General features: G+C 53.7%; 15 protein-coding genes. 14 read left to right on the top strand and 1 reads right to left on the bottom strand.

Annotated elements, in window-relative coordinates; all coding sequences use genetic code 11:
* Positions 1-90: 90 nt before the first annotated feature.
* The 5 genes from thrC to EDM21_RS08955 all read left to right on the top strand — a co-directional run bounded on the left by thrC (position 91) and on the right by EDM21_RS08955 (position 6,949).
* Positions 91-1,161: a threonine synthase gene (gene thrC / locus EDM21_RS08975; RefSeq protein WP_157334747.1), complete on the top strand. Its 1,071-nt coding sequence runs from the start codon at positions 91-93 to the stop codon at positions 1,159-1,161.
* On the top strand, positions 1,161-2,123 hold the full coding sequence (gene thrB, locus EDM21_RS08970) for a homoserine kinase (RefSeq protein WP_157334745.1): 963 nt from the start codon (positions 1,161-1,163) through the stop codon (positions 2,121-2,123). The genes thrC and thrB overlap by 1 nt, the downstream gene beginning before the upstream one ends.
* Before the next feature lie 2 nt (positions 2,124-2,125).
* Complete coding sequence (locus EDM21_RS08965; protein ID WP_157334743.1) at positions 2,126-3,085, top strand: prephenate dehydratase; 960 nt, start codon at positions 2,126-2,128, stop codon at positions 3,083-3,085.
* A 290-nt stretch (positions 3,086-3,375) separates the two neighbouring features.
* Complete coding sequence (locus EDM21_RS08960; protein WP_157334741.1) at positions 3,376-6,018, top strand: LysM peptidoglycan-binding domain-containing protein; 2,643 nt, start codon at positions 3,376-3,378, stop codon at positions 6,016-6,018.
* A 253-nt stretch (positions 6,019-6,271) separates the two neighbouring features.
* Positions 6,272-6,949 carry a BofC C-terminal domain-containing protein gene (locus EDM21_RS08955; RefSeq protein ID WP_157334739.1) on the top strand — a complete coding sequence of 226 codons (678 nt, stop codon included), beginning with the start codon at positions 6,272-6,274 and terminating at the stop codon, positions 6,947-6,949.
* An 84-nt stretch (positions 6,950-7,033) separates the two neighbouring features.
* On the opposite strand, the gene EDM21_RS08950 is transcribed toward EDM21_RS08955, so the two are convergent.
* Entirely contained in the window at positions 7,034-7,711 is a 678-nt protein-coding gene (locus EDM21_RS08950) for a hypothetical protein (protein ID WP_157334737.1), read from the bottom strand.
* 309 nt (positions 7,712-8,020) lie between these two features.
* Between EDM21_RS08950 and ruvC the strand changes: the two genes are divergently transcribed.
* From ruvC to yajC, 9 genes are all read left to right on the top strand, one after another.
* Positions 8,021-8,524: a crossover junction endodeoxyribonuclease RuvC gene (gene ruvC, locus EDM21_RS08945; RefSeq protein ID WP_068774168.1), complete on the top strand. Its 504-nt coding sequence runs from the start codon at positions 8,021-8,023 to the stop codon at positions 8,522-8,524.
* Complete coding sequence (gene ruvA, locus EDM21_RS08940) at positions 8,521-9,147, top strand: Holliday junction branch migration protein RuvA (RefSeq protein WP_157334735.1); 627 nt, start codon at positions 8,521-8,523, stop codon at positions 9,145-9,147. Before ruvC ends, ruvA begins: the two co-directional genes overlap by 4 nt.
* Before the next feature lie 18 nt (positions 9,148-9,165).
* On the top strand, positions 9,166-10,170 hold the full coding sequence (ruvB, locus tag EDM21_RS08935; protein ID WP_157334733.1) for a Holliday junction branch migration DNA helicase RuvB: 1,005 nt from the start codon (positions 9,166-9,168) through the stop codon (positions 10,168-10,170).
* Positions 10,171-10,332: 162 nt separating this feature from the next.
* Positions 10,333-11,115 carry an IclR family transcriptional regulator gene (locus tag EDM21_RS08930; RefSeq protein ID WP_157334732.1) on the top strand — a complete coding sequence of 261 codons (783 nt, stop codon included), beginning with the start codon at positions 10,333-10,335 and terminating at the stop codon, positions 11,113-11,115.
* A 251-nt stretch (positions 11,116-11,366) separates the two neighbouring features.
* On the top strand, positions 11,367-12,014 hold the full coding sequence (locus EDM21_RS08925; protein WP_157334730.1) for a bifunctional 4-hydroxy-2-oxoglutarate aldolase/2-dehydro-3-deoxy-phosphogluconate aldolase: 648 nt from the start codon (positions 11,367-11,369) through the stop codon (positions 12,012-12,014).
* Positions 12,015-12,294: 280 nt separating this feature from the next.
* Positions 12,295-14,370, top strand: a complete 2,076-nt coding sequence (locus EDM21_RS08920) for a SpoIID/LytB domain-containing protein (RefSeq protein WP_157334728.1) — start codon at positions 12,295-12,297, stop codon at positions 14,368-14,370.
* A 9-nt stretch (positions 14,371-14,379) separates the two neighbouring features.
* Positions 14,380-15,522: a tRNA preQ1(34) S-adenosylmethionine ribosyltransferase-isomerase QueA gene (gene queA / locus EDM21_RS08915; protein ID WP_157334726.1), complete on the top strand. Its 1,143-nt coding sequence runs from the start codon at positions 14,380-14,382 to the stop codon at positions 15,520-15,522.
* A 16-nt stretch (positions 15,523-15,538) separates the two neighbouring features.
* Positions 15,539-16,675, top strand: coding sequence for a tRNA guanosine(34) transglycosylase Tgt (gene tgt / locus EDM21_RS08910; RefSeq protein WP_157334724.1), 1,137 nt, complete (start codon positions 15,539-15,541; stop codon positions 16,673-16,675).
* An 18-nt stretch (positions 16,676-16,693) separates the two neighbouring features.
* Positions 16,694-17,005: a preprotein translocase subunit YajC gene (gene yajC / locus EDM21_RS08905; protein ID WP_157334723.1), complete on the top strand. Its 312-nt coding sequence runs from the start codon at positions 16,694-16,696 to the stop codon at positions 17,003-17,005.
* The last annotated feature ends 88 nt before the right edge of the window (positions 17,006-17,093 follow it).

Below are 17,093 nucleotides of genomic sequence, written 5' to 3'. Positions count from 1 at the left end.
CCTTTGCTGATAGCGTGCCAGCTGTATGAAAGGAATCGGAAAACCGACTCCGAATCAATTTAACTATTTAGAAAAGAGGCCGTAACGAATATGAGATATATGGGCTTGCTGCATCAATATAAATCGTACCTGCCAATCACAGATCAGACCCCGATGCTTACTCTGCACGAAGGGAACACACCGCTAATCCGCGCGGAGAAATTGTCGGAGGAGCTGGGACTTGACCTGTATGTCAAATATGAAGGTCTGAATCCGACGGGTTCTTTTAAAGACCGCGGCATGGTAATGGCTGTCGCCAAGGCAATGGAAGAAGGCAGCAATACCATTATGTGCGCGTCTACAGGTAACACCTCGGCAGCCGCAGCCGCATATGCTGCACGCGGGGGACTCAACTGCATCGTGCTGATTCCGAACAACAATATTGCGCTGGGCAAACTTGCCCAAGCTATCATTTACGGCGCGAAAGTCATCGCCATCGAAGGCAACTTCGACCGTGCGCTTGAGATTGTCCGGGAAATTACGGCCAAGCAGCCGATTACACTCGTGAACTCCGTGAATCCGTACCGGATCGAAGGACAGAAGACGGCCGCTTTTGAAGTGTGCGACCAGCTCGGCCATGCGCCGGATTACCTGGCTATCCCGGTAGGGAATGCGGGTAACATCACCGCTTACTGGAAAGGCTTCAAGGAATATCAGGCGGCAGGCAACTCCGCATCGCTGCCGAAAATGATCGGTTTCGAAGCGGAAGGCGCGATGGCGATCGTCAAAGGCGAGCCGATTCTTAATCCGGAGACGGTTGCGACGGCTATCCGCATCGGTAATCCGGCCAGCTGGAGCGGAGCGGTTAACGCGGCGAACGAGTCCGGAGGGCAGATCAATTACGTCACGGACGAAGAAATTCTGGCTGCTTACCGGAAGCTGGCTTCGCTAGAAGGGATCTTCGCTGAGCCGGCTTCTGCGGCATCGCTGGCTGGCGTCATCAAGCTGAAGAAGGAAGGTCACTTCCAGAAGGGCCAATCCGTCGTCTGCGTGCTGACCGGCAATGGTCTCAAGGACCCTCACAATGCGATTCAAAGCGTGAAAGGGGATCCTCTGGTTGTCGAAGATTCGGAAGCGGCGGTTATGGATGCCATCCGCCGGCTTGAACAGGTGAACCGCTAATGCCGGCGGGTGCTGTTCGCGTCCGCGTTCCGGCAAGTACGGCTAATCTGGGTCCGGGATTTGATGCGCTGGGGATGGCGCTCAATTTATACGCCCGGATTGAGATGGCCGCTGCGGAGCAGACACAAATCGAGCTGCTCGGCACCAACATGCAGGGAATTCCGACCGACAAGACCAATTTGATCTACAAAGTCGCCCGTATGCTCTATGATGAAGCGGGAATAAGCATGCCGGAGCTGAACATCCGCATGGACAGTGAGATTCCGCTGACGCGCGGACTCGGCAGCAGCGCTTCGGCCATTGTCGGCGCATTGGCTGCCGCCAATGCGCTGAGCGGCGCCGCTCTCCCGCCGGAGGAGCTTTTCCGGCTCGCGTCCAGCCTGGAGAAGCACCCGGACAACGTGGGCGCGTCGCTGTTCGGCGGCATCATCGCCGCCTATTGGGACGGCAGCGAAGCGAAGCATATCCGCATCGAGCCGCACGAGCGGCTGGAGGCGCTGGTCGCCGTACCGGCCTTCCAGCTCTCCACGGAGCATGCGCGGGGCGTGCTGCCTTCCGAGGTGCCGATGAAGGATGCCGTCTATAACATCGGCCACACGGCTGTGCTGGTGGCTGCGCTGGCCGCAGGTGATCTCGGCATGATCCGTCATGCCATGAAGGACGCCTTGCACCAGCCGTATCGCGCGGCCCTGGTGCCCGGCATGGAGAAGGTGCTGCGCGAAGCTGCGGATCATGGCGCGCTGGGTGCGGCGCTGAGCGGAGCGGGCCCGACGCTGATCGCGTTCGCAGACGCTCAGGAAGGCCGCAAGGAGGAACTGGAGACATTCCTCCGGAAGACTTTCCTTGCAGAGGGAATCGAAGCCGATACACGGTGGCTGAAGCCGTCGGGAGAAGGAGTTCGGGTCTGGACGATGCAGGGCGGGGAACCCGCCTTCGAACAATTCGTGGAAGGAGCGGAATAACCATGCGGAAGAAGCGTATCGCTATGCTGGGGCCGGGAACGTTCTCGGAAGAGAGTGTTCATCATTTTCTGGGCACAACCGATTATGAATATGTACCTTTCAAGCTGATTTCAGATGTCTTCCTGGCTACTGCTTCGGGCGAGACAGACTACAGCGTGATCCCGATTGAGAATACGATCGAGGGTTCCGTTACCCTGCATATTGATTGGCTGGTTCATGAAGTGGATCTGCCGATGCGCGCAGAATGGGTCTATCCAATTGATATGAACCTGATCGGTTTGCCGTCGATCACTGCTGAAGCCTCCGTGTCTTCCAACGAAACACCCCTGGAAAGACTGGAGAGCGGGGAGCTGAAGCTGGTTCCTCCAGCCTCATGGTCGAAGATAACCAAAGTATTCTCCCATACGGTCGCTCTGGCCCAGTGCCGCAGATTTCTGCGTACTTATCTGCCGCAGGCCGAGATCGAGCTGATGGGCTCCAATGGTGAAAGCGTCCGTCTCGTCCGCGAACTCGGCGATCCGAACGTAGTGGCCATCGGAACGATGAATGCGGCGGGCATGTATGAGATGGGTGTCCTGGCTTCCCAAATTCAGGACAACCCGGACAACTCGACCCGCTTTATTCTAATCGGCCGGGACGAAATCGAATTCGCTTCCGCCGGTAAGATGAAAACGACTATACTGGTCACGCCTCCCGACGATTATCCGGGCGCTCTCCACCAAGCGCTGTCTGCTTTTGCATGGCGCCGGATTAACTTGTCACGTCTGGAATCTCGCCCGACGAAGCGTAAACTGGGCAAGTATTATTTTTATATGGATGTAGAGGGCTCTAAGGATTCTGTACTGGTCCGTGCCGCTTTTGAAGAGATAGAAGCAATCGGTTGTCAAGTCCGTGTACTGGGCTGTTATCCAAGTTATAACTATGAGGTCCAGCGCCATGAGGGGAATTCCTCTCTATCCTAGCAGTGCATTTGCACCGATGTCTTTAGCGTATACAAATAAAGGTGAAACAGAGCTGAAATCATTCTTAGCCGAATAGGATAAAAGTTAGGCCCGTTATCTTGGGAGATCTATTCCATGGCAGCGGGCTTTTCCACGTTCCTTCCTTGCATGCTTTTGCGCCTGTCCGCAGGAAGTTCCGAAAGTTTTTTTGTGCGGCGGGGATGTCAAATGCCCAGGGGCGCGCATAAGATGTAATGTTCATTCGGATTGGGGAAGACCGAAACGTACTTAGAAGAAGGAGGTAACACCCGTTGAAAATCCATATGGTCAAGAAGGGGGATTCCCTGTATAAAATCGCAGAAAAGTACAAAGTTGATCTGCAGAAACTGATCGAAGCGAATCCCCAAATTGCCAATCCTGAAGTTATCCAGGTCGGTGACAAGGTGAAAATTCCGAGTGTACCGACGAAACCGCAGCATCCCGTACCGGAGCATGCGGTCAAGCACATTGTCCAGCAGGGCGATACACTCTGGAAGCTGTCCAAAGCATGGGGCATACCCCTCAAGGAAATTATCGAGGCCAATGCCCAGTTGAAGAATCCGAGTGTGCTGATGACGGGAGAAATTGTGTATATCCCCAAAAAGGGACAAAACACGGGGCACCCAGGCCAAACAGGCGGCTCAGGCAGTACGGAAGGGAGTCATACAGGCACAGGAGGCGGAGGCAGTATTCCAGGCAAGAAAAACACCGCTCCGCTGCCTCCGGCCGCGCCAGCGCCTGCTCCGGAGCAGGTCGAGACACCGCCGCAGCCTGAGAAAGAAGAAGCGGAAATAGTCATTCCGCTTCCGGAAGTAAAGCTTGAGGTGCAAATGGAGTTGGAGCCGGAACCGGCACCTCAGCCTCAGGTGCAGCCGCTTCCGCCTGTGCAGCCTGAAGTGCCTCAGTATCAGCTGCCGCAGATTGAGCTGCCGAAAATAGAGCTGCCGAAAATAGAGCTGCCGCCTATGCAGCTCCCTCAAATTCCCGCAGCTCCTCCGCAGCAGCAGATTTATGTGCCGGTAGAGAAGGAGGAGCCTTGCCCTCCTCCCTATGTCACTTATTCGCATTACGAGCAGAATGTTCAGATTCAGCAAGTTTCGGAAGGCTGCGAAGAATCTCTGCCTATGATTCAGCCTTGCCCTCCGTATGCGCCATTCCCGTCACCGGCATCTGTTGGAGGCGCCCATGCATACGGACACGGACAACATCATGTGCTTCACCCTTGGCAGGAGCAGGAGCCGCTGTCCGGAGGCCACTTTGGGAAACCCGATCACGATCCTTGCTGTCAGGAAACCGCTGTGCCTTACGGGGCATTTGCTGCGCCTGGCAGCTGGGGCGAGGGACCCTCGGATCCATATCCGGAAGTGGAAATTCCGGAAGGAGTGCCTTACCAGTTCCAGGAAGGCGCGAATATAGCCCAGCATCAGTCGGGCGGGCTGCCTTCGCAGCCATGGTACGGAACCCAGCAGGGTCTGCATGGGGTAGGTACAGGTGCGCCAGAAGTGAATCTTAGCACTCCTTATACGACCGGACTGCCTCATTCCTATGCACATGGAGAATCCTCCAACGTGCCGCAGCAGCCATGCGCTGTGCCGCAGTATGCAGAGCAGGCGTATAGCGCGCCGCAGTCATTCACGCAGGCTCCGTACAGCCAGGTGCAAGCGGAGCAGCCGTTCAGCGCACCGCAATCATTCACGCAAGCGCCGTACGGCCAAGTGCAGGCAGATCAGTCGTTCAGCGCACCGCAGTCATTCACGCAAGCGCCATACGGCCAAGTGCCGGTAGAGCAGCCGTTCAGCGCGCCGCAGTCATTCGCGCAGGCACCGTACGGCCAGGTGCAAGCGGAGCAGCCGTTCAGCGCGCCGCAGTTATTCACGCAGGCGCCGTACGGCCAAGTGCCGGTGGAGCAGCCGTTCAGCGCGCCGCAGTCATTCACGCAAGCGCCGTACGGCCAGATGCAGGCAGAGCAGCCGTTCAGTCCATCGCAGTCATTCACGCAAGCGCCATACGGCCAAGTGCCGGTAGAGCAGCCGTTCAGCGCGTCGCAGTCATTCACGCAGGCGCCGTACGGCCAGATGCAAGCAGAGCAGGCGTATAGCGCGCCGCAGTCATTCGCTCAGGCACCGTACGGCCAGGTGCAAGCGGAGCAGCCGTTCAGCGCGCCGCAGTCATTCGCGCAAGCACCGTACGGCCAAGTGCCGGTAGAGCAGCCGTTCAGCGCGCCGCAGACCTTCGCGCAGGCACCGTACGGCCAAGGACAGGCGGAGCAGCCATATGCACCGACTCCGTACGGTCAACCACATGCAGAGCAGCCGCCCAGCCTGCCGCAGCCTTTCATTCAGGCACCGTTCACCCAGCAGCCGTTCCCTCATACGGTGGGGAAGAAGGACTGCGGCTGCGGTTGCGGCGGAGCCAAAAAAGCACAAGCATGGCAGGGGAACGCGCCCTTTCCGGTCCACCAGCCGGGCCCCGGCTTTCAGCAGGTCTCAACCCAGCAGCTGACGCCCTTCACTACCTACGGCCAGCCGGATTGGCAGTCTATATGCCCGCCCGCGGCACCGGGGCCTTATGGCATGATGCAGCCGCAGGACGCTGTACATCCGTATGCGCCATACCCGCAGCCGGCATATCCTGTCATGATGGATCGGGAGGGAGAGGAAGCAGCCGATCGGCTGAGTTCGCTTGCCGAAGCAGGCGAGGGTGCGGAGAATGCGGAAGCCCGTCTTCACTTGATCGAGAATGAAGGAGAAGGTGTAGAGGCGGAGGCTTCAGGTTCAGCCGGGAAAAATGCGAGAATTAAAGGTTCGAAAAAAGCGAAGCCTGCTAGAACGACTATGCGTGCGGTTGTCCGCAAATCCGTCAAAAAAGCGGATAAAGTCGAAACCGGCATTAACTTGCCCTGGATGAACGTGTAATTCACGTTTATGCCACGATGGCTTCGTGTGTCAGGTCTTGATGGGATCGCAAGATTCCGCCAGCTATTTGAATTCCCTGCCAGCTATCCGTCCACGGAAGCGAGCGGGGACTTTTTTTATGGCATCTCCCTCTTTTTCCTGCCGGAATCCGTTTATACAATGGGCTGAGCCGCGTGCAGATGGCAATACATGTATAAGCCTATTTTTCCCGGGAAACAATAAGGGAAAACCGAGGATAGAAGGGGATGCCGTAATGGTTTACAACCTGCTCAAGCAGCTGAAGAAAAAACTCCGTCTTAAGCGTAAACGGCTGATTTTTAGTACCTTTTTATTGCTGGCTGGAACTGCATGTTATCTGGTTCTTTACGACTCCCCCATAACGATTTATAGAAAAGCAAGCGTACCGGTGCAGTCTGTATTCACGCCTGAAATAGACAATGCTTTAAAAGAAGAGCAGGAGCATGTGCTCCAGCTGATCGAAGCGGAGGGGGGGAAACGTCCCGCCTTTATTCAGCGGACTTATGTATGCGGGGAGGAGCAGGAGGAACTGGGGATGAAGACGGCTCAAGAAATCGCAGACATTCACCGGACGCATCCGGGCTGGGCTGTGAATCTGGACTCCGGCGGGGCCGTGTTTTTTACGCAGCATATTGACGACCTCTCTCCTAAATGTAAGCAAAATGCCTATTTTGGATTGGATGAAAGCGGGAATCTGTCCCTGTTCGACGGCCTTCCGGCCAACGATAAAGTCATTCGGACGTTCTTCCAGCTGAATATTGAATACTTGGAAAGCAGTCTGCCGCAGGAAACAGTCAAGCAGCTTCACGAAGGAATCCGGGTGTCGGATGTTGCTGAATTCAACAGCGTCTTGTCCACGTTCAGTGATTATGCCATTCAGGAGACCGAGAAAGTCATATCGCCTAAATACTAACCCGGGAACACACCAAGTCGTATAAAATCTACCCAAAAAAAGCAAGCCGGCAGCTCCGTGAGGAATTGTCAGCTTGCTTGTTTGTCATTTCAGAGAATAGCGGTCATCTTTGACTGTCACATAATCTGTTAAGGCCTCTTGATACAATTTCTCTTTATGAGCTTCTAAGGTCTGAGAGAACGTTTCCTGCTGGTTAGTATCCGTTAATTGAGTCAATATTTTATTTTCTATCCACTTTTTGATGAGCTTTTGATTAATGAGAAGTTCCTGGTACTGTTTTGGAGCTATTTCGTTCCAATATTTTTCTTCCGATACACCATAAGTGTCAATAAGTTGTTTCTGCACGGCTTGAACATCGGCTGGCTGCTGCGAGAGGAGTTGTTTGAGTCTTTCAGCCTCTTGTTTTCCTTCTTCCAAACTTACCGTTACTTGCTGTTTCTTCGCTTCTGCTAAGATCACCTTCTCCATCACTATTTCTTTAAGCAAAAGATTTTCATCTATATGATCAGTTAGCTGCTGCCCGAACATTGAAGCTGCCGATTTTTTTATGGCTTTGTAATTTTCTAAATCTACTTTCGAAATTGTGTAATCCCCAACTTGCACGAGGGGGTCGGAAGTTTCTTTTTTACTGGGTGCCAGCTGTGTTTTTAATCCGCTTAAGAACGGTTTGGATTTTAAACCGTCATAGGCTATGGAGCCCGCTGCTGCACAAGCTGCAAGGACAAGTGTAAGTGAAAGTACTAGGATTTTTTTTCTTTTCACCTGCTTATCAACCCCTGTTCGATATTTATAAAAACGGAGTGGGAGCGACATAGATGCTATCAAAACCAACGGAAGTTTGACCCTCTCATTTCTTTTTAACACATAAGGTAAATTATGTAAATTGATACAGGCACACCAAGTCTTTTATTTGGCAGAAAGTGCATGGCACGCATTATGTATCAGGCTGCAGAGAGCTTCATTCAACCCCTCAAAAAATTGCCGATATCCCTTTGCCTCTGAATTTGCTATAATAAAATTGATACATATGTTCGCTTTTTAAAACGGGCATGCGATGGGAGAGATTACGTTTTGCGCATACTTGGGATCGATCCGGGGATTGCTATTGTCGGTTTTGGCTTCATTGATAAAATCGGCAGTAAACTGACCCCTGTTCAATACGGCTGCATCCAGACGGAAGCTCATACAGATCCGGGGCTGCGCCTTAAGCAGGTTTATGATGCGACATGCCAGCTTTTAGACAAATATAAGCCCGATGCTATGGGGATAGAGAAGCTGTTTTTTAACCGCAATGTCACGACGGCTTTCACGGTCGGTCAAGCAAGGGGAGTTGTCATACTTGCGGCTGTACAACGGGGGATTCCTGTAGGGGAATATACGCCTCTTCAGGTTAAACAGGCTGTAGTAGGCTATGGGAAGGCGGAGAAAATCCAAGTGCAGGAGATGGTGCGGATGTTTCTCAAATTATCGGCTATCCCCAAACCGGATGATGTGGCGGATGCGCTCGCAGTTGCGATTTGTCACGCACATTCTTCTACCCTTCAAGATAAAATAAAAGAGGTTACAAAACGATGATAGATTTCTTAAGAGGCAAGATAGCGGCACGCGAGCCGGAATATGTGGTTGTAGACGTTCATGGCGTAGGGTACCGGGTATTCTGCTCGAATCCTTATGTGTTTGGAACGAAAGAAGAGGTAGACGTCACGCTGTATACACACTATCATGTGCGTGAAGACGCTCATTTGCTGTTCGGTTTCCCCACACGGGAAGAACAGGTATTGTTCCGGCAGTTGATCGATGTGAGCGGAATCGGCCCCAAAGTAGCGCTCGGCATCTTAGCCGGCGGCAAACCCGAAACGGTCGTCGCGGCTATCCAGCAGGAGAATATTGCTTTCCTGACGAAGCTTCCCGGCATTGGCAAGAAGACGGCCCAGCGCCTTATTTTTGATCTCAAAGAAAAGCTCGGCAAGCTGACGGTCACCGACCATGATCTGGCGGTTTCCTTCGGACTGATTGATCCTCAGGATGAGGTTGGCGCGCAGGGCGTATGGGGCGAAGTCAAACAAGGTCTGCTCGCGCTCGGCTATACGGATGCGGAAGCAGACCGTGCATGGGCCCGGATTCAGCCCAAAATCAAAGATTCGGATCCTGCCGATGTGATTATGAAACAAGCTCTGCAGGCATTGTTTCAACTGTAGGTTTTGAGGGAGGTTGCCATGGAAGACCGGATTATTTCCGCGAATTTAATGATGGAAGACGAAGTCGTCGAATTCAGCCTGCGCCCCCGTTATCTGGCCGAGTACATCGGACAGACGCAGGCGAAGGAGAATCTCAAGATATATATCGAAGCGGCTAAGATGCGAAGCGAAGCCCTGGATCATGTACTGCTTTACGGGCCTCCGGGCCTCGGCAAAACAACGCTCTCGAACATTATCGCCAATGAGCTTGGCGTTAATATCCGCACGACGAGCGGTCCGGCCATCGAGCGGCCGGGTGACCTTGCTGCGATTCTGACGAATCTGCAGCAGGGAGACGTGCTCTTCATCGACGAGATTCACCGCCTCCACCGGACCGTGGAGGAAGTGCTGTATCCGGCGATGGAGGATTTTGCGCTCGATATTATTATCGGCAAGGGGCCGAGCGCGCGTTCGGTGCGGCTGGATCTGCCGCCTTTCACGCTGATCGGCGCGACAACCCGTGCCGGGCTGCTGTCCGCGCCGCTGCGGGACCGCTTCGGGGTGATCTCGCGGCTTGAATTCTACACCGTCGATGAGCTGTCTTACATCGTCAGCCGTACCTGCGATATTCTGCAGGTACAGATCATCGGCGATGCTTCCCGCGAGATCGGGATGCGATCCCGGGGAACGCCGAGGATCGCCAACCGGCTGCTGAAGCGGGTAAGGGATTTTGCGCAGGTAAAGGGTGACGGGATCATCACGGTAGAACTGGCGCGTGCAGCGCTTAAGCATATACAAGTCGATGACCTCGGACTCGATGAGGTCGATCACAAAATGCTGCGCGCAATCATTACTTCGTTCCGCGGAGGCCCGGTCGGCTTGGATACGATCGCGGCCACCATCGGGGAAGAAAGCCAGACGATTGAGGATGTCTACGAGCCTTATCTGCTCCAGATCGGCTTCCTCCAGCGGACGCCCCGGGGACGGATGGTCACGAACCAAGCGTATACTCACTTGGGACTTCCGATTCCGGAGCAGGGATAGAACTTAACGGTACTTAAAAACGTACAGATCAGGCGCCAAGAGGCGCAGGTCTGTACGTTTTTTACAGGTGAATACGATTTGACAAGTATTGATCCGAACCTATATGATGAAAGTGTGTTATTTGCGAACGACGTTCGCATATATGAACAACGGGGGACCCCTATGGAAAACACGAAGATTAATAAGTCTGCCGCACGAGTGATGGATATCTTAGTTCTGCTGTCCGAGAAGGATGAGCCGCTGACGATTTCCCAGATCGGCAGGGAATTGGAGATGCCCAAGAGCAGCACATTCGAACTGCTTAACACCATGGTGGAACGGGGATTTCTTGAAACCAACCCGCAGCTCAAGACCTATAAGCTGGGACTTAGGCTTTTTGAAGTCGGCGCTGCTTATTTATTTAATACGGATTTGCACAAAGAAGCCCGGCCTTATTTGGAGTCTTTGATGGTGCGGACAGGTGAAACCGCTTTTCTGGCGATCGAGTCCAGTGGTGAGATTGTTTATCTGGATAAGATGGAAGCACCTTCTTCCGTCCGGACGACTGCAACACTCGGCACGCGAAGTCCTATGCATACGACGGGCCTCGGCAAAGCGATGCTGGCTGCTTATCCGGATGCCAAAGTCAGAGAGCTGATCGGCGGTAAAGAGTTTGTGCAGCGCACTCCCAAGAGTATCGGGAATATGGAAGATCTGCTGGCCGAACTCGAAGCTACCCGGAAACGGGGGTACTCTATTGATGACGAGGAGAACGAGCTTGATATTTTTTGTCTGGCCGTCCCTGTTTTCGATGCGTCTGACCGGCCGGCAGCTGCGATGAGTGTAGCGGGTCTGCTGCGGCGGATGACGGATTCGAGAATAGAAGTGTGCGCCAATTATTTGACGGAGGCGGCACTGGATGTATCCAGAAGATTAGGCTATCGTCACGATCGGCTTTTTCCCTAAGGGTTAGAAGCCGCCTTTTTTAAAGTATTTTATGAACGAAGTTCGTATATGTGAACGATTTTAAATTCTTCTTTTTGATCCCTATATTCTGCTCCTATTAATGAAGCTGTTCTTTCAGGGATCTTGACGTAAGTTTAAGTTGCAAAAGGACCTCCCGCTCGCATAACGGTTACCTTACAATAGTTCCTGGTCAACAAACGGGTAATTCGGGAGGATCGCAGACATTTAATAGATAAAGGAGAGAAAATAACATGGAAATGCTCGAGGTTGTACGGAAGCACAAGTTGATCGCTATTCTTCGTCAAATTCCGGAAGATAAGGCAGATCAGGCGGCTGAGGCTCTGATCGAAGGCGGGATTCCTCTTCTGGAGGTGACGATGGACAGTGCAGGCGCGGCAGCAAGTATCAGCCGCTGGAGAGAACGCTACGGCCAAGACGCTTACATTGGAGCCGGCACTATTCTGGATCTCGCTACCGCACAAAAGGCCGTTGAGGCTGGCGCCCAATTTCTGATTTCTCCTCACCTCGATGAGGAAATCGTGGAATATGGCGTGAGGAACGGCCTGGACGTATGGCCGGGTGTTTTTACACCGAGTGAGATGGTCCGTGCTCTTAAGGCAGGGGCGAAGGCAGTCAAGCTGTTCCCGGCAGGGGCTCTGGGAGCGTCCTATATCAAAGATGTGAAAGGACCGCTTGCGGACGTTCCGATTATCGCCACAGGGGGCATTCATTTGTCTAATGCCCGCAGTTTCCTGGATGCCGGCGTAACCGGGATCGGACTGGGCGGCAGTCTGCTTGATAAAAAGCTGATCGCCGAAAGCAAGTATGCGGATTTGAAGGAACTTGCCCGGCAGTTTGTTGAAATTGCGGGTAAACCGGAAGGTGACCGTGATCGTTAAGCCGGCCAGTGATGAATTTCTTTTCAGCCGGAAGGGGTATCTGGTAAGTTATTCAAGTGAAGTCAGCCGGATTTAACGGCTGGCTTTTTATTCGTTACCCAAGACCTATTGCCGCGGCAGGCTTCGCTGCCGATATAAAAAGTAGGATCGTTATCAGGGCCCAATGCTGCCTTTCACACAACTTATCATTGAAAGCTGCGTCTAATAGTTGATAGAATACTAGAGTTGGCGACTGGCTTCATTTCCCAGACCCTTAAGCAGAAAGGAATGTTTGCACCGGATGAAGAACAGAAGATTAAACTGGAAACTGGTTACGGCTTTTGTGCTGACACTGGCGCTTGCAGCCGGAATGATGGGGGCGTCTACGCTTCCGCTTCAAGCAGCAGTACCCAAGCTCGATAAGATTCGCGTCGGATTATTTATGGAACACGGGACTTACCGCTCTCCTGAACAGGCGGTTACTCTTGCATCGGAGGAGGGTTTCAATCTGGGCGTACGCACGCCGGCTGCCGTTACGAACTGGGCGGTAGAAGGAAGCCCGCAGATGCGTGTATCACTGGACGGTTACGGCGTACGTGTGCTGGAAACCGCCCAATACAAAGAAGCCAAAGCAGCCTATGACAAGCTGCAGAGCTCTCCTTCGGACCGGGCCTATATTATTAGCCGGACGAAAGGCGCAGCCGCGGCATACTCCGTTTATTACGGCAGCTACGCAGCCAAAGAAACGGCGGCCGCAGCCCTGAATAAGGCAGTGAAGCTGACCGGCTCTGCCCAGGCTGTTCTGAGCGGACCGCTTCACTGGTCGGCTGGAACATTTGCCTCTCAGGCAGAGGCAGCCAAGCAGGCGGCTCAGCTGGGACAATCCGGCGTTGATGCGGATGTTGTCCTTACGCAGGGAGCCGGCGGTCAAGCCGCTTACCATGTGTGGGTCGGCGCGGAAGCGGACGAAGCGGCACTGGCGGCAGTTAAGGCCAAGCTGCCCGGAGCGTCGCTCGCGCCTGTCGATCCCGCGCAGCCTTACCTGATTCAGCGCTCGGATGTGTCGCTGAATCAGACGGCCATCCCGCACTATGCGGCGGGAGCGGGAGCCCAGAAGACGTGGATCGAGAGCAGAGGATCTTCGATTGGCGTGAAGGAACGTTCGGACCGTGTTTACCGCGGCAGCATGGAGGTGAGCCGTTACAACGGGAAATTCGCCCTCATTAACGAATTGCCTTTTGAACATTATTTGTATTCCGTTGTCAGTTCCGAAATGGACGGTAACTTCCCATTGGAGGCCTTGAAGGCACAAGCTGTCGCCGCGCGCACCTATGCGATTAAGCAGGGGATGAAATACGGAATCGCACATCTCAGCGATTCTACAACGGACCAGTCTTACAAAGGCATGCAGCGCGAAGTGAAAATTGTACAGCAGGCTGTCGATGCAACGCAGGGCGAGGTTCTCGTTAATGATAAAGGGTTGATTTCAGAGCCGCTCTACTCCTCGAATTCAGGCGGTAAGACGGCAGATGCGACTGAAATCTGGGGGAACGCAGTTCCTTATCTCAAAAGCGTGGATAGTCCGGACACGGGTGCAGCCGCAGGGAAAGCCGACTGGTACCGTATCTCGCTGGGAAGCGGCAAAACAGGTTATGTTAGCGGGGTCTATCTGAAGAAGACTGGCGAGAAGAACGAAGCGGGTCTTGAAATTGCGGCTTCCACGCAAGCCGGAGTCAACGTTCGTCCGCTTCCGAGCACGGACAATGCGAGCAGCCCTTCTTTTGCCCAGCTGAAAGATAAAGAACGTGTTACCCTGCTCGAGAAAGTAACGGAATCCAATTCGTATTCATGGTTCCGGATGTATGACCGTACGGAATTAGAGAAGTTTCTGGCCAGCGCAGGCGTGAAACTGGACGGTCCGCTCCGTTCTCTCGAAGTCAGCAAACGCGGGCCATCGGGCCGTGCAATTGAACTCAAAGCGAACGGCTCCGTGGTGAAGGTGAAATATCCGAACGATTTAAGAAATGTTCTGGGCGGACTGCCCAGCACGCTGTTTGAAATTGAAGAATCGGGAAGGTATACTATAGAAGGTGCGGACGGGGCGACCCAAAGTCTGACGGCCGGTTCCGGTTCTGTTCAGGTGTTAGCTGCCGGACAAACGAAGCCGCAGAATGCCGGCACTGAGTTGTTCGTGATGGGTGCGGACAATCAGGTGCGCAGCGTTACTTCGGATACCCGCTATATCATCCGCGGGACGGGGAACGGGCACGGTCTCGGAATGTCCCAGTGGGGGGCACGAGGCTTGGCGGACCAAGGCAAGACCTACACCGAAATTCTACAAACTTACTATAGCGGAGTTTGGACCACTAAGGAATGAGAGACATACATGGACGTACAAGCATTTGATTACCATCTGCCTGAAGAATTAATTGCACAGACTCCGCTTGTGCAGCGGACGCAATCCAGACTGATGACGCTTGACAAGAAGTCGGGCGCTGTCGGTCATCATACTTTTGAAGATTTGGCCGATTATCTACAAGCCGGGGACTTGCTCGTGATGAATGACACACGGGTAATTCCAGCCCGGCTTTTTGGCGTAAAAGCGGACACCGGTGCCAAAGTCGAGCTGCTGCTCCTCAAGCAGCTGGGCGATGACCGCTGGGAGGCGCTGGCCCGGCCCGGCAAACGGATCCGCAAAGGAACGGAGCTGCTGTTCGGCGTTGATGCCGCCGCGCTTACGGCTGCTGACGGGCAAGATTCAGCTGCAATCCGGAGCCAGGCTCCGCTGACGGCAGTTGTCGAAGCCGAAGGCGAAATGGGAGCGAGAACGGTTCGTTTCCGTTACGAAGGAATCTTCAATGAGGTTCTGGATCAGCTGGGAGAAATGCCGCTGCCTCCGTACATCAAGGAGCAGCTTCCTGAGAAGGAGCGTTACCAGACGGTCTACGCCCGTCATGCGGGTTCGGCTGCGGCTCCGACGGCGGGGCTTCATTTTACGGAGCCTTTCTTGGAGGTACTGAAGAATAAAGGCGTTCGCCTTGCTTTCGTGACTCTGCACGTGGGACTCGGTACATTCCGTCCGGTTTCCGCGGAGACGATCGAGGAGCATGAGATGCACGCGGAATATTACGAGCTGCCGCAGGAGACCGCTGATCTCATTAATGAAACCACAGCTGCCGGAGGACGTATAGTAGCGGTGGGGACCACATCGACGCGGACGCTCGAAACGGCAGCCCGTCAATCGCAGGCATCCGGGGGAGAGCGCAAGGATGCCGCTGCCGAGACAGCCGGCGCCGCCGGCAAGCCGCACATCCTGCCAAGCAGCGGATGGACGAGTATCTTTATCTACCCGGGCGTTGAGCTTCAGCTGGTGGATGCCATGCTGACGAATTTTCATTTGCCCAAGTCCACACTGCTTATGCTGATCAGCGCAATGGCCGGGCGTGACAATGTACTGAATGCCTATCGCGAAGCCGTTGAAGAGAAGTACCGCTTCTTCAGCTTCGGAGATGCAATGTTTATTTACTAGAGAAGGGAAGGCAACTATGGCTGCAGTTACGTACGAACCTATTAAGACCTGCAAGCAGACGGGCGCGCGTCTGGGACGTGTGCACACTCCGCACGGCACGATCGAGACTCCGGCTTTTATGCCGGTAGGGACCCAGGCCACAGTCAAGACCATGAGTCCGGAAGAACTGAAGGCGATGGATGCTCATATTATTCTGAGCAATACGTACCATTTGTTCTTAAGACCCGGTCATGAGCTGGTCAAAAAAGCCGGGGGACTCCACAAGTTTATGAACTGGGATCGCCCGATCTTAACGGACAGCGGCGGCTTCCAGGTATTTAGCTTGAGCAACATGCGTAAAATTACAGAAGAAGGCGTTCAGTTCCGTTCCCATCTCAACGGGGACAAGCTGTTCATTTCGCCGGAGAAAGCGATGGAAATCCAGAATGCGCTGGGCTCGGATATTATGATGGCATTCGATGAATGTCCGCCTTATCCGGCCACGTATGAATACGTGAAGGACTCGCTGGAGAGGACGACACGCTGGGCGGAGCGCTGCCTGCAAAGCCATGCGCGTCCACAGGACCAAGGACTGTTCGCCATCGTCCAGGGAGGCATGTACGCGGATTTGCGCAAGCAGAGCGCCGAGCAGTTGACTTCCATGGATTTCCCGGGGTATGCTATTGGGGGATTAAGCGTAGGCGAGCCTAAACATCTCATGTACGAGATGCTGGAATGTACGACGCCGCTCTTGCCGACCAGCAAACCGCGGTACCTGATGGGAGTCGGATCCCCGGATGCGCTGATTGAAGGCGCTATTCGAGGCGTGGATATGTTCGATTGTGTCCTGCCTACACGGATTGCCCGCAATGGTACGGTCATGACCAGCCAAGGACGTCTGATTATCCGCAATGCGAAGCACGCGGATGACCTCGGCCCGCTGGATCCGGAGTGCAGCTGCTACACGTGCACGAATTACAGCCGTGCCTACATCCGCCACTTGATCAAAGCGGATGAGACCTTTGGAATCCGGCTCACGACGTATCACAACCTGCATTTCCTGCTTGAACTGATGAGGGGTGTCAGACAAGCTATTCGCGAAGACCGTCTAGGCGATTTTCGTGACGAGTTTTTTACAAAGTATGGTCTTCACGACAACGACAAAGGATTTTAACCTAAGGAGGACATGAATATGTTTGAAATCGCTGCAGCTGCAGGTAATCCGTACGCAAGTTTGATGACGTACTTACCGCTGATTCTGATGTTTCTCGTACTTTACTTCCTGCTGATCCGTCCACAGCAGAAGCGTACCAAGACCCGCAATATGATGCTGGGCAACCTGAAGAAGAACGATAAAATCGTAACGATCGGCGGATTGCACGGTACAATCGTTGAAATTACAGACGATGTGGTTGTGCTTCGCGTCAATGATGCGACTAAAATGACGTTTGACCGTTCCGCGGTTAACTCCGTTGTAAGCACCAGCACAGTTGAAGAGAAATAAGAGGATCTGCACAGGATCCTCTTGCAAGATAAGCGAGTTCCAGTGCCCTTTAAGGGAATTGGAACTCGCTTTTTTGTGCTTTCCTGCC

The sequence above is a fragment of the Paenibacillus lutrae genome, assembly GCF_009757775.1.
In the GTDB taxonomy this organism is placed as follows: domain Bacteria; phylum Bacillota; class Bacilli; order Paenibacillales; family NBRC-103111; genus Paenibacillus_F; species Paenibacillus_F lutrae.
This window is presented reverse-complemented; position numbering and strand designations above follow the sequence as displayed.